This is a genomic window from Syntrophorhabdaceae bacterium (assembly GCA_028698615.1).
GTDB lineage: Bacteria > Desulfobacterota > Syntrophorhabdia > Syntrophorhabdales > Syntrophorhabdaceae > Delta-02.
In genome coordinates this window covers 42,599-64,685 of the sequence record JAQVWF010000007.1, presented here as the reverse complement: position 1 = coordinate 64,685, position 22,087 = coordinate 42,599, and the positions used below count along the sequence as shown (strand labels likewise).

Here is a 22,087-nt window from a genome sequence, read left to right as displayed (position 1 = left end):
GACTCAAGTCGTCTTCCGGGCCAGCCCTGCCCTTATCTTATCCGGTGTTGCAGGCAGATCATGGATCCTTACACCGCACGCGTCATATATGGCGTTGATCACCGCCGGCGCGGTGCAGACCATCGTCATTTCTCCTATTCCCACGGCTCCCAGGGGGCCCTTTGCCCGGGGGGTCTCGTTGATTATCACATCCATGTCGAAGGCGGTCTTCATTGTCGGGAACTTGAAGGTGATCCAATCCTTCGTTTCACCGTGGATGTATTCCTCTCTGAGTGCAAACCCCACGCCCTGGTCCATGCCGCCATGCAGCTGGCCTTCGAGGTTGTGGGGATTTATCACCGTACCGGGATCGACCGCTGTCGTCATCCTGATGACCCGGACCTCGCCGGTGGCCGTATCGACCTCCACCTCCGCCAGTTGAATGGCATGGACCCGGGATTCGAAGGAAAGTCCCTGGCCGGTTTCGGGATCGAGGATGGCCTCTTTGCCTGCAGCCATTTTGGAGCCCAGATAATGGGTGGGCTTGCCGGCCTTCCTGAGCCCTTCACAGGTATCGGCACCCGCCTCCCTCATCGCCTTCTGGAGCTGTTCGATGGCGAGCACGAGGGAGCCGCCGGCCATGTATGTCATCCTGCTTCCCGCCGCGGGACCCATTCCCGTCGTGCGGTCGGTATCGCGGGTGACAAGGCGGACCTTCCCGAGCGGTATGCCGGTGAGATGGGAAGCGATCTGGGTGAGCATGGAATCGTTGCCTTCGCCGGGATCCGCGACGGCCGCGAAGATCGTCAAACCATTGTCGGGATCAAGCTCAACGACGACCCTGCCGATGTCTGCGGGACCTCCGATACCGAAAGCATGGGAGGCTATGCCCACGCCGCGTTTTATCGGACCCTTCTTCATGGAGGCCGCTTCTCTTCTTGCCCGTTCGTATGTCGGTCTGATGGCGTCACAGAGCTCCGGAAAGGGCCATTCCTCGTACACCATTCCCGTGGAGACGCTCTGTCCGGGCAGAAGGGAGTTGATCCGCCGAAACGCGAGAGGGTCCATGCCGATCTTTTCGGCGAGCATGTCCATGGCGCACTCCAGCGCAAAGGTGACCTGCGGCGGCCCCGCTCCCCGGGCGGCGCCGCCTGCCGGATTATTGGTATACACCAGCCGCGCCAGAGCATCGACGTTGGGTATGTTGTAGGATCCGGAAAGCATCCATAGCGCTCGTTTTATAACGGTCATGCCGATTATCTGGTATGCCCCGTTATCGACGATGAAGTCTATCGCGAAGGCGGTCAGTCTTCCATCCGCCCCGCAGCCTAGCTTGACCCTCATCGCAAAAGCATGTCGCTTGCTGCTCATGATCATCGACTCCGCAAGGCCGGGGATGTATCGCACGGGACGCCTGAAATGAAGGGCCGCCGCTCCCGAAATGGCCTCGGAGGTCATTGCTAGCTTTTGCCCGAAGTTCCCGCCCGAGAACGCCTCCTCATATCGCACGTTCTCGTAGCCGAGGGCCTCCTGCAGGTCGGCCATGTGGAGATGAATGTTTATGCTTCGCCCGACGACGACAAGCTGCACGTCCTCCCCCCGGCCTTCCATATACGCGACGGTCGCTTCAGGCTCAAGGGGGGCCTGATGGTTGATGTGCGTCGAGAAATCCGCCTCTACGACGGTCGCGGACCCTTCAAGCGCCGCCCCGGCATCGCCCTTTATCTGCGGCTGGACGAAGCAGAGGTTCGGCCATTCGGCATGGACCCGGACGGCGTCGTCCATCATCGCTTCTATCGGCGAACTGAGAATGGGCACGGGATCATAGACGATCTTCACGGCCGCGGCGGCGGCGAGGGCCTGCTTTTTGGTGCGGGCGGCCACGATCGCTATGGCGTCTCCCAGGCAATGGATCTTGTCTTCCGCCAGAATGGGCTGGTCGGCAAGGAGGATCTTGATCCTGTTCGTCCCTTTTATGTCCCGGGCGGTCATAACCCCGACAACCCCCGGCATTTTCGCGGCTTCTGACGTATCAACGGACACGATCCGGGCATGGTGCTCGGAGCTCCGCGTAACCGCCAGTTCGAGGGGATCCTCAAGGCGGATGTCGGCCGAAAACCGAGCGAGCCCGCACGCTTTCAGCATGGCTGAGGGACGGGGATGGGAAACCCCGATCTTCGGGCCAATCGGATCGGGCCTCACCGCATCCGGTGTTGTCTCTCCCCGAATGAACCGGCCGGCAAGCTTCACCGCGTCGATTATCTTCACGTATCCCGTGCACCGGCAGAGATTGCGCTCCAGTGCCTTCCTTATTTCGGCATCATCCGGGTCGGGGTTCCTGTCCAGCAGGGCTTTCGTGGCCATGATCATGCCGGGGGTGCAGAACCCGCACTGTATGGCCCCGGAAAGAACATAGGCCTCCTGGATCAGGTGGGGATTATCGGGGGTGCCCAGGCCTTCCACGGTGATCACATCGGCGCCGTCAAGCTTTATCATCTTCTGCAGGCATGACGGAACCGCCCTTCCGTTGACGATGACCGTGCACGCTCCGCACTGCCCTTTCCGGTCGCAGGACTGCTTGGCCCCCGTCAGCCGGAGATCATCCCTCAGCACATCGAGAAGCACACGATCGGGCTCTGCCGCGAACTGCCGCCAGACCCCGTTTATCCTCACCCGCACCCTGTTCATCCGCTTGTCCTTTCCTCGCTTCCCCTGTTCAACCCTTCATTTTCTTAACCTTGGACCTGGAACCTGGAACCTGGAACTTTTTTCGATGTCCTTCAGGTATTTCTTCGCGGCGAGCCTGACGGAAAAGAACACTTTGGTGCCCAGGATGGGTCTTTTGACATCCTTCACGAACATCTCCCCCACCTCGTTGTCGAAGGTGAGTCTTTTGCCAAAGCTCCTTATGATGAAGCGATCGGCGATCTTTGATGTGAAGAAGATCCCTTCGCCGCTGTGAAATGCCGGCGCCGTCGTCTCCTTTCCCTTAAGCAGGTCCTGGATCGCCTCCATGATCGACGCGAGGCCTTTCTTCTTCATGATATTGTTGAAGATCCCTATCCCCCTGTCGGATATGTCGAAAGACAGGCGCATCACATCTCTGGAAACAACAATGTCGACCATCTCCGAACCGGAATGTTCTATCGCGTTGTTGAGGATCTCCGTGAAGGCGTATGTGAATACCTCCGCGATGTTCGAGGAAATACCATCGTAGAGCTTTTCCTCCCTCTTTATACCTTCCAGAACGGCGTCTTCCCTCAGGCCCGTCTTGCGCAACATGCGATGGAGCCTGACCGTTTCCCCCTGGGCCTTCCCGGCCCCCCGGCCGGACGCCCCGGATGCCACATAGTGCGCCCGGTTGGCCTTGCCGACGAGTGCGATCTTGCCTTCCTCAACAAGCTCCCTGAGAAATCTGTGGACGTAGGGCCGGGAAAAACCGGTCTCCCTCATAACATCGGTTGCCTTGATCCTGCCCTTCTCGTTGAGACCCGCAAGGATGAGTTTCTTTATATCCACCGATCCTCCATTGTTAACAACTTTATTATACTCCATAATGTCTTAGTTGTTAACAAGTTATTAACCGCCTATGCCCCCATTTTCTCTGGATACAGGGTACACCGGTCATTGTGTATCGTACTGGACGGTTGCGGCAGTCTCTCGAAAGATGGTAGAATCGGACTGAAACGAAAGGGGCTGTTTTGAGTCCCGTTTTCCCGTGATCGACGGAGGTCAAAGCATCGTGAGGTTCCTTCGGTTCGCTGCAGTCTTCTTTCCCGCCGTCATAACCGCAATGATGCTTCTTCCGAACTCGTTGCCGGGCCAGTCCGGCGAAGATACCTCAACACTTACCGCACAGATAGATCAGCTCAAGAAGGAAGGAAGGTTTCAGGAGGCCATCCCTCTCGCGGTTCGGCTTCTTGCTGTCAATGAATCGATTCATGGTCCGGATGATCCCAATATTGCGGCGGCGGCGAGCAACCTCGCTAACCTCTATCGGGTGACGGGACGCTTCACCGAGGCGGAGCCTCTCTTCAGGCGCGCCCTCGCCATACAGGAAAGGGCCCCCCGCGGTCCAGACCGTCCCCCCGTTGCCCAGATCCTCATGTTCCTCGCCAGGATATACAACCAGACGGGACGCTTCACGGAGGCGGAACCCCTCCTCGAACGCGCCCTGGAGATCCGTCAGAGAGCCGGGATACGCCGTCCTGAGGCCATCGCCTTCAATCTGGTCCTGCTGGCCGAAGCCTATCACCACAACGGTCGCCAGGCCGAATCGGAGACCTTGATAAAGAGAGCCTTGGAGATATGGGACAGAAACCAGGATCTCCCTCCCGAAGCGATCACGTTCTCCCTCACCCTCATAGCCAAGCTCTATCGCGAAAGCGGCCGCTACGCCGAGGCGGAGCCTCTTATCAAACGCTCTCTTGAGATATGCGAAGGATCCCTCGGCGCAAACCATCCCAATGTCGCCTTCGGTCTCACCAATCTGGCCATCGTCTATCGAAACACCGGCCGGTATACCGAGATGGAGTCCCTCTATAAGCGCGCCCTCGCTATCTGGGAAAAAAGCCTCGGCGAAAACCACCCTGCCGTGAGCGTGGCCCTCAACAACCTCGGTTTTTACTATGGGGCCCACGACAAGCATCCCGAGGCCCATGCTTCCTTCAAAAGGTCGCTGGATATTCAGGATTCGCTCCGTGAGTCCATCTTCACGCTTCTTACGGAAAAGCAGAAACTCTCCTATATGAAAACACAGGAACTGGGCATCTATGGATATGTGAGCCATGCCCTCAGCCTCCCCCCGCGCGGCAGTCAAACCGCCGTCATCGATGTTTTCAACGCCTGGCTGAGATGGAAGGGTTCCGTCATGGAGGCCCAGGGACGCTATATGGACGCATTGAGCGCTTCCGATGACCCAAAGGTGCGAGCGACATTCAACGAGTTGACAGCGGTGAACAGGGATATTGCCCGGCTCCAATTGGCCGGACCCGGAAAGATGGCGCCTGAGGAATATGCGGGGAAGATGTCTGAACTGCAAGAGAAAAAGGGGTCTATCGAACCGGAGCTTATGGCCGGGAGCATGGACTTCATGCTGCAGAAGAAAGCACGGACAGCGGATATCAAGACCCTGTCATCAACTCTTTCCCGCGACACGGTCTACCTCGACTACGCGAAGGTCACCCTCTTCGACTTCAGGAAGAAACAGTGGGCAGAGCCCCACTATCTGCTCTTCCTTTTCATTCCGGGAGATGCCGATGAGATCCGGCTCCTGGATATGGGCGCAAGTGAACGGGTGGACAGGCACATACGTGCATACCTCGGGGAGATGGCAAGGGCAAAGTCCGAAGGTGCCCTGCCGAGTGAAAAAGAACTTAAGGTCCAGGCATCGATCCTGTATGATCTTCTGATCAAACCCGTCGAGCTTTCCATAAAGGGGAAAGGACGCCTCCTTATAAGCCCCGACGGGAACCTCAACCTCATCCCCTTTGAAACCCTGATGAATTCCACCGGTTCCTATCTCATAGAGGACTTTCTCATCAGCTACGTCGGTGCCGGAAGGGACATGGTCAAGTTCGCAAGACCTTCCCTCAGCGGCGGGGAATCGCTGATAATGGCCGACCCCGACTATGACCTGGGGCAGAAAGAGATGGACAGGACAAAGGCATCCGCCAATGTCAGGACGGCTTCGATAAGGGGCCACATCTCACGGGATGCGAGCGGCATGCGTTTCCATCGCCTTCCCGACACGAAGCAGGAGGCGGACGCCATCGAAAAGATCCTGCGGAACAAGTTCGGACAGAAGGTATCGAACCAGCAGAACAGGAAGGCGATGGAATACATCCTTTTCGGCATGTCGTCCCCCAGGATCCTTCACCTCGCTACTCACGGGTACTTTCTCACTGAAGAAGAGACGAAGCGGCCCGAACAGATACCGGAGTTCTCATCAACGGGCAATCCTTTGCAGGACCTTCCCGACACTATCGAGAACCCCATGCTGCGCTCGGGAATAGTCCTCGCCGGAGCCAATACTTCACTTCAGGAGGGCCGGGACGAAGGGATGGTCACGGCTGAGAAAGTCCTCGGGCTCGATCTCAAAGGCACGGACCTTGTAGTCCTGTCCGCCTGCCAGACGGGTGTCGGGGATATCCAAGGCGGGGAGGGTGTGTTCGGCCTCAAGAGGGCCTTCATCCTTTCAGGGGCAAAAACCCTCGTCATGAGCCTCTGGAGCGTCCCTTCCCGGGAGACGGTGGACCTCATGACCACTTTCTACACGCTTCTTTCAGAGGGAAAGACCCCGTCCCAGGCCTTAAGACAGTCCAAGCTGGCCTTGATGAAGCAAAAGCCCCATCCTTTTTTCTGGGGGGCCTTCGTCTTGACAGGCTCACCCTAGCTTAGCATCCATCGTCCCTTGCCCACACCCCCTTCCTGGTCCCCGGCTTTGCCGGGGCTGCAAAGCAAAAAAAGACCCGGGGGCGTCGTCCCCTGCCCTCTGTGCCAGGTGCTCCACGATGCATGATGGGTGAGACGGAACGGCCGTCGGCGCTTGAAAAACATGCTTGCCTTCATGAAACACTAAAAGTTATACTCAAAACAAGTTCCTGGCAACGGGCGGGCCATCGTTTTGTGTTGGCCAGTGTTAATAAATACAGCGGAAAAGCGATATATTCAGAGGTGGATCTGATACCTGCCGGGTTGAATTCAAGGATTGACGCAAAGACCTCGATCAGCGGGCCGTGCCAGTCGATTTCGCCATCATCAGACATACGTCGCAATGCATAAGAAATGGAGTGTCTCAATGATGTATTCGCAATCCCTCAAAGTTTGTCATTCAGAACCGATGTTCCGGGCAATGTTCATGCTCGCCGCCGCACTGATCCTCCTGACTTTTCCAGGCGGCTGCTCAAAGAAAGAGAAACCCCATGAACGGGTGGCAGGGGTCACCGCAATGAAGATCACCCCCGCGGACACGCCCGTTGCCTTCGAATTTGTCGCACAGACACAGAGCTCCCACGAGGTGGAGATCCGTGCCCGGGTCAACGCATTCCTTGAAAAGAGGACCTACACCGAAGGAACCATTGTCAAAAAGGGAAGCACCCTCTTTCTCATGGACAAAAAACCCTTCCAGACCCAGGTAAACGCGGCGGCGGCGGCGCTTGCCAGGCAGAAGGCCTCCCACGAGGTCGCCCGCATGAATCTGGAGCGCGTCAAACCCCTTGCGGAACAGAACGCCCTCTCGCAGAAGGACCTCGATGACGCCAAGGGCAACTTCGAATCCACCGGAGCGGCGGTCGAGCAGGCAAAGGCGCAGCTGGAGATGGAGAAGCTCAATCTGTCCTATTGCACAATAACCGCCCCGGTGACAGGCATTACCGGCGCCGCCATGATACAGGACGGGGCCTATGTCAGTACGATGAATAACCAGCTGACAACGGTATCCGTCCTCTCTCCGATGTGGGTGAACTTCAGCATATCCGAGAATGACATGAAGAGATTCTCCGATCGCGTTGCCAGCGGGCAGATCATCCCTCCGGAAAATCACAATTATGACGTCGAGATCGTCCTTGTCGACGGCAGCGTTTTTCCCGAAACAGGCCGCATCACCTTTGCGGCTCCTTCCTTCAATGCAAAGACGGGTACCTTTCTCATCCGTTCGAGTGTGAAGAATACGAAAGGCGACCTCCGTCCCAACCAGTATGTACGGGCACGCATGAAAGGGGCCGTCCGTCGCAATGCCGTCCTCGTGCCGCAAAGGGCGATACAGCAGGGTGCAAAGGGACATTTTGTATGGGTCATCAACAAGGAGGGGAAAGCCGAGTTCCGTCCCGTCACCGTCGGTGACTGGTACGGGAATGACGTATTCATCGACGGCGGCCTGCGGGCCGGCGAACAAGTGGTCGTTGACGGCGTCCTATCCGTTCGCCAGGGTGAGCCTGTAGAGATCAAGCCAGCAGCCCCGGTGCCCGGCGCGAAGCCGGGGGAGCCAGCTCCCGCGGTGAAGGTCGACACGACCCCTGCAAAGCCCGGCGCAACACCATCACAGCCTGCTTCGACTCCTTCCAAGCCCGGCGCGAAGCCGGCTGATTCCGCGACACCAAAGCCCGGCGCGAAGCCGGCTGATTCCGGAACAGCCGGGGGCACGAAGCAAGGGAGGTAGGGCATGTTCTCCCGGTTCTTCATCGAACGGCCCATATTTGCGACAGTTGTGGCCATCATCATCGTCATCGCCGGCCTTGTGGCAATGAGGGTCCTTCCCGTATCCATGTATCCGACCATCACGCCGGTCCAGGTCTCGGTATCGACCACCTATCCCGGGGCGGACTCCAAGACGGTGAGCGATTCCGTTGCCGCGCCCATCGAATCCCAGATCAACGGCGTCGACAACATGCTCTACATGACGTCGACATGCTCCAATACGGGCCAGATGAACCTGACCGTCTACTTCACCCTGGACACGGACCCCGATATAGCACAGGTCCAGGTACAGAATCGCGTCAATCTCGCCATGCCGCAACTGCCCTCAGCCGTATCACAGTACGGCGTCTCCGTCCAGAAAAAGGCCTCCAACATATTGATGATCCTTTCCGTCTTCAACAAGGACGGCCGCTACACTGCGGATTACGTCACCAACTATGCGAACGTCTACGTTCTCGACGCCCTCAAGAGGGTTGAAGGCGCCGGTGAGGCAACGATCTTCGGTGTGCCCGACCAGGCAATGCGCATATGGATGAACCCCGACAGGATGGCCTCCCTCGGGGTCACCACCAGCGATATCCAGCAGGCTGTCTCAAAGCAGAATGCGCTCTGGGGCGCGGGGCAGATCGGCCAGCAGCCAAGCGACGACAAGGTCCAGATGACCCTGCCTGTCGTGACACAGGCCCCCTTCACCAATCCCAGGCAATATGAAAACATCATACTCAAAACGAGTCAGGACGGCAGCGCCATAGTGAAGGTCGGAGACGTTGCCCGTGCCGAGGTTGGACGCAAGCAGTACATCGACGATAACAAGGTGAACGGGATCCCCGCAACCCCCATTGCAGTTTACCAGCAGCCCGGCGTCAACGGCCTTGATGTCTCCAAGGCCGTGCGGAAAACCATGGAGGAACTGCAGAAGACCATGCCCGACGGGATCGAATACACGATCTCGCTGGATACCACAGACTTCGTGCGCATCTCCATCGAGGAGGTCGTTCACACCCTCTTTGAAGCCATCCTCCTCGTCATTTTTGTTGTCTACCTCTTCCTGCAAAGCTTCCGGTCCACCATCATCTGTACAGTCGCCATCTTTGTTTCGTTGATAGGCACCTTTTGCGGCATGCTCGCCCTCGGGTTCTCCATCAACATGCTCACCCTCTTCGGCGTCGTTCTGGCCATCGGCATGGTTGTCGACGATGCCATTGTCGTCGTGGAGAATGTGGAACGCAACATGGTCAAGAAACATATGCCCCCGAAGGAGGCAACGATCAAGGCCATGGAGGAGATCGGGACATCGCTCATCGCCGTTGTCCTCGTCATGGCGTCTGTTTTCATCCCGGCCGCATTTTTGCCGGGCACCACGGGACAGCTCTACAAGCAGTTCGCCATCACCATCGTCATATCCGTCGCACTCTCGGGCTTCATAGCCCTCACCCTGACGCCCGCCATGTGCGCCATCCTCCTGAAGCACTCACAGCCGTCGGACAAAGGCATCTTCAAGTATTTCAACCGCTTTTTTGCCTGGTTCAATCATGGCTTTGACCGTTTTACCGTCGGTTTTGGTGAAGTCGTCGTGCTCATGATAAAGCGGATGACCCTCGCTTTTGGAATTTTGGCCGTTCTCATCGGTGTTCTTTTATACCTCTTCCATGCGATCCCCACCAGCTTCGTGCCCAATGAAGACCAGGGTTATCTCATGGCGGCCCTTATCATGCCCGATGCCGCCAGTCTGAACCGCACCTCCCGGACGTCCGAGCAGATAGACAGGATATTCGCAAAACAGTCTGCCGTGGCCGACAGGACGGTCGTCAACGGATTCAGCCTCCTCGACGGCCAGTACAAGGCGAACGCGGCCACCTTTTTCATCACCCTCAAGGATTTCAAGGAACGATATTCATCGGCCAGCCGCGCAAAGAAGGAGAATGCAGGCGCAATAGCTCGGGCAGTGCGTGCCGAAGCGAGCGGCATCGATACAGGGATATTCATCCCCATCGCACCGCCGGCGATTCCCGGTATCGGCACGACGGGCGGTTTCGAGTTCTGGATACAGGACAAGGCTTCAGGAGACCCGGCGCGGCTCAACGAACTTGCCCGGCAATTCATGGAAAAGGCCAATACCCGTCCGGAACTGTCGGGTCTCAATTCCACCTTCAGGGCCTCCTCCCAGCAACTCAGGGCAGACGTAGACCGTTCCAAGGCCATGCTCCTCAATGTTCCCGTGTCCGACGTCTACAGCGCCCTGCAGGCCCAGTTCGGCTCCATCGTGGTGAGCCAGTTCAACCAGTACAGCCGCGTCTGGAACGTCACCCTCCAGTCCGATGCACCATACAGAAAAAACCCCGAGGATATCACGAAACTCTACACGAGGTCCAATAGCGACGATATGGTGCCCCTTTCGACTGTCGTGACGACAAAGTACGTCACGGGACCCGACCTGATGTCCCGCTTCAACGGCTTTCCCGCCGCACAGATCACCGGCAGCGCGGCTGCCGGCCACTCCTCCGGCGAAGCGATCAAGGCCATGGAGGAGGTTGCCGCCGAGGTCCTGCCGCAAGGGTTCAGCTTTGCCTGGTCCGGCCTCGCCTTCCAGGAAAAACAGTCGGGCGGAACATCATCGTCCGCTTTCATCTTCGGCCTCATCATCGTCTTTCTCATCCTCGCCGCACAGTTCGAATCGTGGGTCATGCCCGGTTCCGTTATGACGGCCGTGCCGTTCGGCATCCTCGGAGCCCTCCTTTTCAACTGGATACGCGGGCTTGAGAACGACGTTTATTTCCAGATAGGCCTCCTGGTGCTTATCGGTCTCGGAGCGAAGAATGCCGTCCTGCGCGTTGCCTTCGCCTCGGATCTCCGCAAGCAGGGTCTGTCCATCATGGACGCAACCATCCAGGCGGGCGAGCAGCGCTTGCGGCCCATCATAATGACATCTCTCGCCTTCATCTTCGGCGTCCTGCCCCTGGCCATCGCTACCGGAGCGGGTGCCAATGCCCGTCATTCCATCGGCACGGGCATCATAGGCGGTATGATCGGAGAAACAACGCTGGCCATGATCTACGTCCCTCTCTTCTTCTATATCTTTGACAGGTGGGCCGAAAAGTCGGCAAAGAAGAAAGAGGGGCCTGCCTCGGTGAAACCTGCTCCGGAAACAGTTCAGGGAACAGCACCAGCCGATGACGGAACGCCGGGAAAGGAGGGAGGCTGACATGTACAGGAAACTGTTATTCCTTTCCTTGATCGCGTTGCTTGCAGCTGGATGCGCCATCGGCCCTGATTACAAGCGTCCCGTGATCGATGTCCCTCATGCCTACCGGTACGGGGACGAGAAGGGGAAACCCGATGCCGCTGACAGCGAATGGTGGAAACAGTTCAACGACCCCGTTCTTGATCAATTCATTGCCGAAGCGCTCCTGAACAACAAGAACGTAAAGATCGCCGCCGCCAACGTTGCGCGCGCCGCAGGTTCTCTTATGACAACCCGCTCCGCCTTCTTCCCGCAGATAACGTACAATGGAACGGCGGAACGGACGCAGGTATCCAAAAACAGCCTGACAGTGCCCACCCAGAATCCCTACAACAACTATCAGGCGCTCGGCGGAGCGAGTTGGGAGATCGACCTCTGGGGACGTATCAGGCGCCTTACGGAATCAGCCCGGGCCAGCCTGTATGCAACCATGGAGGCACGGCGGGGCATCGTCCTGTCTCTCACGGCCGAGGTGGCATCCTCGTATATCCAGCTGCGCGCCCTCGACGAGCAGCTTGTGATTGCCCGCGATACGCTGAGAACGTACCAGGAGTCGGTGAGGATCTTTGAATTGCAAAACAAGTACGGCCAGGTGTCGGGCATGACCGTTCAGCAGGCACGTTCGCAGTACGAGACCGCCGCATCGCAGATCCCGCAGATCGAGGTCCAGATCGCCCAAACGGAGAACGCCCTGTGCATACTCCTTGGCCGCAACCCGGGACCCGTCCAGCGGGGCCTGGGACTTTCCGAGCTCAAGATGCCTCCCGTTCCCGCGGGCCTGCCTTCAGAGCTTCTCGAGCGTCGTCCCGATGTCCTGCAGGCGGAGCAGAACCTCATAGCGGCAAACGCCCAGATCGGCGCTGCAAAGGCCCTGTTTTTTCCCAGGATATCCCTTACCGGTAACGCCGGATGGACGAGCCAGGACCTTTCAAGCCTCTTCATCGGCCCCAGCGCAGCCTGGAATTACGTTGGTACCGTCACGGGCCCCATCTTCACGGGAGGCGGCATATTGGGACAGTTCAGACAGGCCGAGGCGCAGCAGCAGGCAGCCCTCTACGCCTACCAGCAGGCCATACAGAACGCCTTTGCCGACACGGAGAACGCCCTTATTTCCCGCCGGAAAGTTCACGAGCAACTCGTCGCCGAACAGAAAAAGGTTGCCGCCTACAAGGAATATGCCCGGCTGGCAGGCCTCCAGTACAACGGCGGCTACACACCGTATCTCACGGTGCTCAATGCACAGCAACAACTCTTCCCTGCCCAACTGAGCGCCATACAGACAAACGCCTCCGCCTTCATATCCATTGTCAACCTCTACAAGGCGATGGGCGGCGGCTGGGTGGCAAAAGCGGAAGAGCTTACGAAGGGCCCGGGCTCTCCGGAGGAGAAGTAAAGATGCTTGGAACCGTTGGGGCGTTTTTCGTTTTCGTCATCCCGGCGGAGTCAGGGATCCGGGAAAAACGGGGGGTCAGAAGGACCTCTGGATTCCAGATCAAGTTCCGAATGACGGAAAGGAGGACTTTCTCAGCATTCTAGTTAGGCTAAAGCGTTGCGTTGAATCAATCTGTGAAGGGGACGGCATGGAAGAGGGTTACCGGGAAACTGAGATGTGTGTACGTTGCGGGGGAAGTTGTTGCCGGATGCAGGCCGGCCACTGTCTGCCGTCGGAGTTCGAATCGGCGGAGGCGGTGAGGGCTGCGGTGGTCAGCGGGAAGTACACCATTGTCCTTCTCCTCGACGAGCACATAATGGCGCGCGTCGTCCGACCCCATTACAAAGACCCCGACGCGAAGAGAGGCTGCATCTTCCACCGCAAGGACGGCTGCGAACTGCCTTTTTCCGAGAGGCCCTACGGTTGCCGTGTGCTGAAGCCCCGGGAGAGAGACGGCGAGCATTGCGACCCCCAGGGAATCACCATCGAAGAAGCAGGACAAATGTGGGAGGAAAGCGGCTACCTCCCCCCCATCTGGAAGTCCGTCTACCCCATTCGATAAACCGTTCAAGGGGTCATAGGGTCCCGCATCAAGTCCGGGATGACCGTAAAGAAAGACCTTCTCCAACGTTCTAACGGTTCCTGCGGTCTCCTACTTTGCCAGCTTCAGTATCCTGTATGCTCCCTGCAACACGAGAATGAAGACGATGGACCCCACAACGAGGTCGGGAATATTCGATCTCGTGAAATAGACCAGGACGCCGGCCACGATAACGCCGAGATTGGCTATGACGTCCATTGATGTGAATATAAGGCTCGCCTGCATGTGGACTTCCCTCTTTGATCTCTGAAGGAGGAACACACAGGCGGCATTCGCCGCGAGGGAGAAGAGGGAGACAACTATCATCGTAAGAAAATCAGGGGTTTCGCCCCGTCCCAGAAAGCGATGGATAACCTCGATGAACCCCAGTATTCCCAGAACTCCCTGAAAATACCCGGCGATCCCGGCGACCTTCCTCTTGCGTGCAGTGACTCCTCCAACAGCGAATAGGGCAAGGGCATAGACTATGCCGTCCGCCAGCATGTCCAGGCTGTCGGCGGCGAGCCCCATCGAACCCGCAATAACGCCGGCGATCATCTCGACGACAAAAAAGAGGACGTTGATAATGAGGACTTGCCAGAGGATACGGGTCTGGAGACGGTCCTCCCCTGTGTCAACCGGCGGGGGTGCCTCTTCGGAAGAGATGACAGACGTTCCCAGATGAAGGCTTTCAAGGGAAAGAAGGAGGTCCTCGTAACGGCCTGTATGGTGTATCTCCAGTTTCCGGCTCGGTATGTCAAAAACGAGAGCGTGTATCGAGGACGTCCCTGCCAGCTTCGTCCGAATCATCTGCTCTTCCGAAGGGCAGTCCATTTTCGTTATGCCGAAGGTGGTCCTGAACATGGGTTATCCGCAACCGGTCTTTCCCGCTCGGGAGTACCGGTCATTTCTCGGCTTTTTCCAGGTCCTTGCCTATGTCCCGCGTGAGGTCCACGGTGAGGTAGTCGAGGGTCACGGGCAGGCCCACCTCCAGCCGGGGTACATGCTGGATGCCTATGCGCGATCCTTTCGCGGTGCATTCCATCACGTGCCCACCCCGACGGCGGTCTTCGGTAATGAAGTGGAGGTGAAACCCGGGAGCATTAAGGGATTCCATGAATCCCGGGGTATAAAAACCGGCAAGGGACCCCCGTACATCATGGAACTCAAAAACGGGCTGGTCCTTTGTGGCCTCCACGAGGGGTTTGTAGTTTTCGGACCTCGGGACCGCCCTGCATCGCACATAGCTGAATGCTCCATCGATACGTATGGCATAGAGCATGTTCTTCGAGGGAATAAGGCTGTCGAGAAGGGTGTTGAGGTCGGGCAAACTGGAAGCTCCGTCAATATCGTCAAAGGTGTCGGGGCTGAAAAAGGTCACACAGGCGAAAGGTGATCTCTCATCGTCGGCGACATCGTAGACGTTCCCGTCTGACCGTATCTGGTACACCTTGCCGTCGAGAAGCAGCATCTCTCCGTCGAGGTAGTTGAAGGTTCCGAGGCCGAAATCCCCGTGCTGCTTCACGTGGGAGATCGTCGTATTTTCGACGTAAAGCCCTTCCACGAGCGCATTTATTGGTGCCGATAGATAGACCGCGTTCCCTTCCTCCCGGGCACAGAGGAACTGCCTGAGGGCCTTCTCAATAAGATCCGCCGCAGAACATCCGGTACGCTCCATCGCGCCCGTAAGCTGCGTCAGGATATCATAGGACAACAAAAACTCGAGCTCTGTGACCCTCTCATCGGGCATGTCTGTCCTCTCTGAATTGTCCCCGTGGGTCGAGAAACACCGGTTGGTCAGGCTGTCTCTTCCCTGTTTCGGCGCGACTTCCCCCGCCTTCGTCTGCGCTTTTTCCGGGGGGTTTCCTCCGCGGATGCCTCCGTGGATGCTGCCGCAGGATTCTCAAGGAGAAAGGCCTTCCACCACTCCACGGCCGCATGGTGTTCCCCTTCCGTTTCTGTCCCAAGCTGGAGATACGTGAGAGACTCGGCGAACTCGGGCCTGCCGGCAATCATGGACGGCCGTCGCGGCGGTATTTTGCAGAGTGACGTCTTGAAGGCAAGAATGGCACATAATCTGATGCCGACCCGGCCAGGGATGTGTGCACTCCGGGAGATCTCTTCCAGGAAACCGGCACAGGTTTCGTCAAGCGCCTGGCGCCTGGGGATGCCGTCCCGATGACGCGCTAAAGCGGCCTCCTCCATGCGAGGACCAAAGAGCGCCCCCAGAAGGAGCGCGGGAGATGCGCCTCCCCCGTTCTGCACCAACTCGTCGATTCGGCCCAGGTTCGCCTCGAGGAGTTCAAGGCGGTGGTCACTCTCGTGGGCCCAACTGTCAAGACCGGGAAAGAGGGAGGCAAAAAGTCCGCTTTTCTCAAGGAGCGCAAAGGTCGGGCGGGCAAACCCGAGGAGGAAAAGCTTTTGTATCTCCTCGTAGAGCCTTGACGGAGAAACACGGGATATGGTTGATGAAAGCTCACGAATGCACTCCCAGGCGGCGGCCTCTATGTCAAAACCATGGGACGCGGCAAACCTTACAGCCCGAACCATTCGCACCGGGTCTTCCGTAAATCGGACCCGAGGGTCGCCAATGGACCGAATGAGCCGTTCCTTCAGGTCGGTAAGTCCCGTGCTGTAATCCACAACGGAAGCATCCGCTATATTGTAACCCAGGGCGTTGATGGTAAAGTCACGGCGAAGCGCGTCCTCTTCGGGTGTCCCGAAGATATTGTCCGCGAGGACCATTCCGTTCTCATCCTTCATGTGACGGACATGCCGCCTGCCCTGGTCCGCCTCCTGGATATCCGGTGCATCGGAGGGGTCGGCGGAACGGCGGAAGGTGGATACCTCCACGATCTCATTCTGAAAACGCAGGTGCGCCAACCTGAACCGGCGGCCCACGAGACGGCAGTTGCGAAAGAGCCTCTTGATCTGACCGGGTGTCGCATCCGTTCCGATATCGAAGTCCTTGGGAGTTCGCCCGAGAAGAAGGTCGCGGACGCACCCACCCACCAGATATGCCATGAAACCGCGGTTATGCAGTCTGTAGAGCGTGCGAAGGGCATTCGGGCTCATCTGCTTTCGCGAGATGCGGTGCTGTTTCCGGGGTACAATTTTTGGTTCCATGGGCATCAACATACCATATGACAGCTAAAAAGCAAAGCTGGGCAGGAGCACCGGCAATCCGCCGCGTAGACCGCACTTTCCCTCACTAACGCACCTTCACGAAACGATCCCACACGCTGCCTGCCTGCCGCCTCGTGAGGTGAAGCTTATCGGCATCCATTCTGAGATCGTCCCACACAATCACCCTCGCACCGTCCTCCCACCGAAAACGATAGTGGATCCCATCGGGATTACAGCTCCATGTATACCGGGGGTTGCCGTCCAGAAACCCATCCGCTGTCACCACGATCACCCGCTTATTCTCTTGCGATTGCCATGTGCCGATGATCCCTGTGCACTTTGCCGGGATCTTCAACGTCGTCGCAGCCCGGGAAGGTGTGCTCTGCGACACCGGGGGTTGTGCCGGTGTCTGGTGACGCACACCCCAGACACGGCTGCCATACTGGTTCCTTCCCTCCACGCGCTTGCCGTCGGCGGAGATCGTGACGGTGTCCACCCATTTGCCGCTGTTCCAGTTGATGCGGATAATCCGGCGCTGGGGATCCATGCACTGCCAGAATACCTGGGCCGTCGACGATGTTCCGTTGGGACCGAAGGTGTGGTTCTTGCCGGTAAACCACTTCCATGTCCCGATCAGGGCGTCGCAACCCGATGCCGTTGTGGCCCGGGGGGTACTCGCCGCCCCCGCCGTCGTGGTTGCGGAAGATCCGGGAGGGGAAAAGCGGATGCTGCCGATACTCGCCCAGACGGCACTACGGTATTGGGCGCCGTTGTTCTGGGCATAGAATCCGAAAGCAGCCACGGCGCCGCCATTGCCGAAGGTGTAGACGGCTATGGCCCGCAGCGGCATGCCATTGTGAACTCCCGAATACTCCCTGAAGATTGCGTCATGACCGTCCTCGGTCTTTCGCCGGTCCTCCGACAACCTCGTCTGCAGGTACGCCGCTCCACGGGACAGCATTTCCTGCTCCATTCTATCTGCGATCACCCGCAGACCGGGGTTGTTACCCCTGGATCCGTAAACCTCGATCACAGCGACGCCGCCGGGGGCCAGCACCTGCTTTATCAAATCCCGACCAAGCCCGCTCTTTCTATCCTCCCAACCGTCAGGTGTCTGCATCCAGATGTCGACCTGATCAGCGATGGCGGGCATGCCCGCAAAGATGGACACAATGAAGAGCAACATCGCCGGCAGGACACCAGAGCGCCTCGCCTCACGCCGTCGTGCATCCGGACCATCACAGTCAGAAGCAGTGCACCACATGGACAAATATTCCTTGTCAGTCATTCTTACCCGTTGAGCCAATATCGATGTGATCAAACTCCTCATGCAATACCTCCCTGGTCCGGTCCGATAAATTCATTACCTTCCGGGTCTCCAGATGGTTTTCCCGGACCTAAAAAACGTACGCTCCGTCAGGTACGCACAGAACATTCCCACTCCAACAAAAAAGGTATCCATCCGCTTTACCTGCCGGATGGATACCTTAAAATTCTATATCATATCGCTGTCGTGTTAGCCTGCCGCTTCTTCCTTGCCCTTTCTGACGACGGCCCTTTTGTCTTCGGGCGGCGGCGCAGGCACGGGTACTCCGGTCAGCTTCGTTATTGCACGGAACTTGGGAGGACAGACCTCGAAGCACGTCCCGCATTTAATGCACTTTTCCTGATCGACGATGTGGATCTGGCCCTTCACACTTATGATCGCATCTACGGGGCAACGCCTGGCACAGGTCATACATGCCTGGCACTTCTCGGGGTCGATATAGTAGGAAAAAACTTCGGCGAACTGCTTCTCTATCTCTTCCTTCGTAAAGAGCTTCTCGGCCTCAGCGTGGTCGTGGCCCTCGAGACGGGAAACAAGCTTCTCGCGGTTCACCATCTTAAAGTAGGGGACAAGCTTTTTGACCTCTGCCAGGCGTGTCTTGAGCTCTTTCGCATCTAACCCTTCTCCCTTGCCTATGGGGCCAAGGCCCTTTATGGTCTTGACGAAGGCATTAACGGATTCGGTAAAGACGTTCGCCTCGGCACCGGACATGAAATTGATCCGAAGCCTCTCGGGATTGAGGCCGACATGCTCCATGATCCTCCTAAAGAGCAAAACCATGTTCTGAGCCTGATAATTCCCGTGTGTTATGTAATTGCATTCGCCCAGATGACAGGCACCCAGGAAAACACCATCTATTCCGTTCTGGAAGGCCCTGAGTACAAACCCCATGTCCACCCTTCCGGAACACATGACGCGGATGATCCTCATTTCAGTTGTATATTGCAGTCTGGAAACTCCAGCCAGGTCAGCGGCGCCGTACGCTCACCAGTTGCATGCGAAGCCAAGGACTCTCGGTTTGAATTTTGCCGTACTCATTCGTTCCCACCTCCTTCTATAGGATTACGCATCTGCGGCGGCGGCCGCGTCTATCTGTTTCATCATCTCGTCCTCGGGGACCACAACATCGATCTCGCTGACGAGTTCGCTGTCGGTGAAATGGCGAAGCTGGATCGCCCCGGTGGGACACTTGGTATTGCAAAGGCCATCCCCCTTGCACAGAACGGGGTTGACCACGACCTTCTTGCCCTGTTTCGTCTCCTTAAGCTCCAGGGCGCCGTAGGTACAGACTTCGACGCACGCCCCGCAACCCATGCACTGTTTCTCGTTGACGGTGCAGACAGAGCCGGAGGCCACGACGATGTCGTGCGAGAGAAGGGTAAGGACCCTTCCGGCGGCCCCATAGGACTGGTTGATCGTTTCCTGGATGAACTTCGGATAGTGGGCAAGGCCACAAAGATAGACGCCGTCCGTTGCAAACTCGACGGGTCTCAATTTCACGTGGGCCTCCTTAAAGAACCCGTCGGGGCTCAAGGTGACCTTGAACTGGTTAGCAACCTCTTTTGTCGCCGCGGAAGGAACAACGGCGGCTGCCAGCGCGATGATGTCTGCGTCGAGTTCGAGTTTCTTGCCCAGGATGTAATCCGTCACAGTGACCTTGAGGACATCTCTCTTGTCCTCGGCCTTGCCCGGTTCCACCTCGGGCTTGTCTTCCGGTTCATAGCGAATGAACTTTACGCCCTTGTTTGCCGCTTCACGGTAGTAGTCTTCATTGAACCCGTAGGTCCTCACATCCCTGAAGAGGATGTAGATATCCATGTCGGGGTTCTTCTCCTTGAGCAGGAGGGAGTTCTTGATGGATTCGCTGCAGCATATTCTGCTGCAATAGTTGCGATCCTCGTTCCTGCAACCCACGCACTGGATCATGACGAGGCTCTGTGCGCCCGTCACCTTTTCGTCGTCGGAGGTGATCTTCTCCTCCAGTTCCAGGTGTGTCAGGACCCTTTCGTCCTGCCCGTAGAGATATTCCGTGGGAGTATACATGTCTACGCCTATGGCGATGACTGCCGCGCCGTGCTTTATCGCTGTCGTTCCCTTATTGGACTGGACGGTGGTCACAAAGTTGCCCACGTATCCCGAGGCCTCCGTGATGGCAGCGTTGTTATATACATGAATGAGGCGATTCTCGTAGACCTTCGCGATGAGGTCTTTCAGGTACGCCTGCACATCAAGACCCTGGAGGGTGGTGTGAATCCTTCTTCCGATACCTCCCAGCTCCTTTTCCCTTTCAATGAGGTGAACCTCGTGCCCCTGGTTGGCTATGGACAGGGCACAGTTCATCCCGGCGATACCGCCGCCTACGATGAGAGCCCTCTTGTCCACGGGCAGGTCGAATTCCTGAAGGGGTTCCAGCTGGCAGGCCCGCGCCACTGACATCCTGATAATATCATGGGCTTTATCGGTGGCCTCTTCCTTCTCCTTCTGATGGACCCAGGAGTTATGCTCCCTGATGTTGGCCATCTCATAGTAGTACTGGTTGATCCCCGCCTCACGCAATGTGTCTCTGAAGAGAGGTTCCAGGGTCCTTGGCGAACAGGCCGCGACAACAACGCGGTTCAAACCCTCTTCCTTTATCTTGTCTGTTATCTCCCTGGCAGAGTTCGTTGCGCAGGAGAAGAGCTGTTCCTGGGCATACACCACGTTGGGGAGGGTCTTGCAATATTCCACCGTTCCGGGAACATTGACGATCCTGCCGATGTTGGCGCCGCAATGGCAAACGAAAACACCGACCCGGGGCTCCTCCTGGGATACATCCTTCTCATCGGGATATATTCTTTCCCTGGCAAGATTGCCCCTTCTGTAGTCGAGCATCTCGCCGATCTGGGAACCGGCGCCGGATGCACTGAAAACAGACTCCGGGATATCTATGGGGCCCTGAAGGGCGCCGCTGACGAAAATGCCCGGTCTGTTGGTTATCATGGGGTTCGTGGGATCAAGCTTGCAGAAGTCATGTTCCTCAAGCTCGATACCGTACTGTTTTGCCATATCCTCAACACCCTTGGGCGGGTTCATGCCGATGGAGAGAACGACCATGTCGAACTCTTCCTCGATGACCCCATCCTCGGGGGTGGAGTACCGGATGGTGACATTGTGCGTCACCGGGTCCTCTTTGACTATCGACGGATAGCTCCTGAAAAACCTGATGCCCGGAAGATTCTCCGTCCTCTCGTAGTAGCGCTCGAAATCCTTGCCGTACGAGCGTACGTCATTGTGGAAGATGGTGCACTTTGCATCGGCATCGTGGTCCTTTGTAAGAATGACCTGCTTCTGCGTGTAGGTGCAGCATACAGCGGAGCAATAGCTGTTGCCGCCTTCGATCACCTGCCGCGAACCGATACACTGGATCCATGCAACGTTGTGGGGATGCTTCATGTCCGATGCCCGCAGTATCTCGCCGGCGTAGGGGCCCGTGGAACAAAGGAGCCTCTCGAAATCCATGCTGGTCACGACGTTCTTAAACTCGCCGTACCGATATTCCTCTCTCACCTTCGGATCGTAAGGCTCAAACCCAGGGGCGAGGATGATGGCGCCAACATTGATATCTTCCTTGCGGGGCTGCTGATTGAGATCTATGGCGTCGTTCTTACACACCGCCTCACAGATGCGGCATTTCTTTTCCTTCAGATAAAGGCAGCTCTCATCGATGTAGGTGATGAGTGGAATTGCCTGTGCAAAATAGACATGGACCGCCTTGTTCATCGATATATCCTGGTTGTACTGGTCCGGGTACTTTGCCGGGCAGTATTCCACGCAGACGGTGCAACCCGTGCACTTGTCCTCTTTGATATACCGGGGCTTTCTTAAAAGCGTGACGTTGAAATCTCCTGCTTCTCCCTCTACGCGATCAACTTCCGTATAGGTGAGTACTTCGATGTTCGGATGCCGGCCGACCTCGACCAGCTTGGGTGCGAGAATTCACATCGAGCAGTCGTTGGTCGGGAAGGTCTTGTCGAGCTGGGCCATGTGCCCGCCGATGCTCGGCGACTTCTCGACCAGGTAAACCTTGAAGCCCGCCGTAGCGAGATCAAGGGATGCCTGGATGCCGCTTATGCCGCCCCCGACAACCATGACGTCGCCGAAGTTGGCAGCCGCGCGGCTCTTGCACAACTCCTTGATATTTTCGTTGAGCGATATTACGTTTTCCAC

At 57.3% G+C, this 22,087-nt stretch carries 13 protein-coding genes; 5 read left to right on the top strand and 8 right to left on the bottom strand.

Annotation, left to right across the window (positions count from 1 at the left end; translation table 11 throughout):
• Nucleotides 1-3: 3 nt before the first annotated feature.
• Together PHC90_04525 and PHC90_04520 are read right to left on the bottom strand one after the other, a co-directional pair.
• Complete coding sequence (locus PHC90_04525) at nt 4-2,667, bottom strand: molybdopterin-dependent oxidoreductase (protein MDD3845607.1); 2,664 nt, start codon at nt 2,665-2,667, stop codon at nt 4-6.
• A gap of 36 nt (nt 2,668-2,703) precedes the next feature.
• Entirely contained in the window at nt 2,704-3,498 is a 795-nt protein-coding gene (locus PHC90_04520; GenBank protein MDD3845606.1) for a winged helix-turn-helix transcriptional regulator, read from the bottom strand.
• A 223-nt stretch (nt 3,499-3,721) separates the two neighbouring features.
• Between PHC90_04520 and PHC90_04515 the strand changes: the two genes are divergently transcribed.
• From PHC90_04515 to PHC90_04495, 5 genes are all read left to right on the top strand, one after another.
• Nucleotides 3,722-6,373 (top strand): CHAT domain-containing protein, encoded by a 2,652-nt coding sequence (locus PHC90_04515; protein ID MDD3845605.1) that lies wholly within the window; start codon nt 3,722-3,724, stop codon nt 6,371-6,373.
• A 447-nt stretch (nt 6,374-6,820) separates the two neighbouring features.
• The gene (locus PHC90_04510) at nt 6,821-8,137 is read left to right on the top strand and encodes an efflux RND transporter periplasmic adaptor subunit (GenBank protein MDD3845604.1); all 1,317 of its coding nucleotides are present in this window, start codon (nt 6,821-6,823) and stop codon (nt 8,135-8,137) included.
• 3 nt (nt 8,138-8,140) lie between these two features.
• Nucleotides 8,141-11,377, top strand: coding sequence for a multidrug efflux RND transporter permease subunit (locus PHC90_04505; protein MDD3845603.1), 3,237 nt, complete (start codon nt 8,141-8,143; stop codon nt 11,375-11,377).
• 1 nt (nt 11,378) lies between these two features.
• Entirely contained in the window at nt 11,379-12,809 is a 1,431-nt protein-coding gene (locus PHC90_04500) for an efflux transporter outer membrane subunit (GenBank protein MDD3845602.1), read from the top strand.
• A gap of 187 nt (nt 12,810-12,996) precedes the next feature.
• On the top strand, nt 12,997-13,410 hold the full coding sequence (locus PHC90_04495) for a hypothetical protein (protein ID MDD3845601.1): 414 nt from the start codon (nt 12,997-12,999) through the stop codon (nt 13,408-13,410).
• Between the two features lie 90 nt (nt 13,411-13,500).
• Here the strand turns inward: PHC90_04495 and PHC90_04490 are convergent, their stop codons facing one another.
• The 6 genes from PHC90_04490 to PHC90_04465 form a co-directional block, all read right to left on the bottom strand.
• Nucleotides 13,501-14,292 (bottom strand): cation transporter, encoded by a 792-nt coding sequence (locus PHC90_04490; GenBank protein ID MDD3845600.1) that lies wholly within the window; start codon nt 14,290-14,292, stop codon nt 13,501-13,503.
• 40 nt (nt 14,293-14,332) lie between these two features.
• Entirely contained in the window at nt 14,333-15,178 is an 846-nt protein-coding gene (gene budA, locus PHC90_04485) for an acetolactate decarboxylase (protein MDD3845599.1), read from the bottom strand.
• Nucleotides 15,179-15,225: 47 nt separating this feature from the next.
• Nucleotides 15,226-16,554 carry a polynucleotide adenylyltransferase PcnB gene (pcnB, locus tag PHC90_04480; GenBank protein MDD3845598.1) on the bottom strand — a complete coding sequence of 443 codons (1,329 nt, stop codon included), beginning with the start codon at nt 16,552-16,554 and terminating at the stop codon, nt 15,226-15,228.
• 85 nt (nt 16,555-16,639) lie between these two features.
• Nucleotides 16,640-17,884, bottom strand: coding sequence for a hypothetical protein (locus PHC90_04475; protein MDD3845597.1), 1,245 nt, complete (start codon nt 17,882-17,884; stop codon nt 16,640-16,642).
• Nucleotides 17,885-18,070: 186 nt separating this feature from the next.
• Nucleotides 18,071-18,919, bottom strand: a complete 849-nt coding sequence (locus PHC90_04470) for a hydrogenase iron-sulfur subunit (protein ID MDD3845596.1) — start codon at nt 18,917-18,919, stop codon at nt 18,071-18,073.
• Between the two features lie 24 nt (nt 18,920-18,943).
• Complete coding sequence (locus PHC90_04465) at nt 18,944-22,087, bottom strand: FAD-dependent oxidoreductase (GenBank protein ID MDD3845595.1); 3,144 nt, start codon at nt 22,085-22,087, stop codon at nt 18,944-18,946.

Coding starts and splice junctions, on each gene's coding strand:
- PHC90_04495 (MDD3845601.1), top strand. CDS start 12,997: ATGGAAGAGGGTTACCGGGAAACTGAGATGTGTGTACGTTGCGGGGGA.
- PHC90_04475 (MDD3845597.1), bottom strand. CDS start 17,884: ATGAGGAGTTTGATCACATCGATATTGGCTCAACGGGTAAGAATGACT.
- PHC90_04505 (MDD3845603.1), top strand. CDS start 8,141: ATGTTCTCCCGGTTCTTCATCGAACGGCCCATATTTGCGACAGTTGTG.
- PHC90_04490 (MDD3845600.1), bottom strand. CDS start 14,292: ATGTTCAGGACCACCTTCGGCATAACGAAAATGGACTGCCCTTCGGAA.
- PHC90_04500 (MDD3845602.1), top strand. CDS start 11,379: ATGTACAGGAAACTGTTATTCCTTTCCTTGATCGCGTTGCTTGCAGCT.
- PHC90_04510 (MDD3845604.1), top strand. CDS start 6,821: ATGTTCCGGGCAATGTTCATGCTCGCCGCCGCACTGATCCTCCTGACT.
- PHC90_04525 (MDD3845607.1), bottom strand. CDS start 2,667: ATGAACAGGGTGCGGGTGAGGATAAACGGGGTCTGGCGGCAGTTCGCG.
- budA (MDD3845599.1), bottom strand. CDS start 15,178: ATGCCCGATGAGAGGGTCACAGAGCTCGAGTTTTTGTTGTCCTATGAT.
- pcnB (MDD3845598.1), bottom strand. CDS start 16,554: ATGGAACCAAAAATTGTACCCCGGAAACAGCACCGCATCTCGCGAAAG.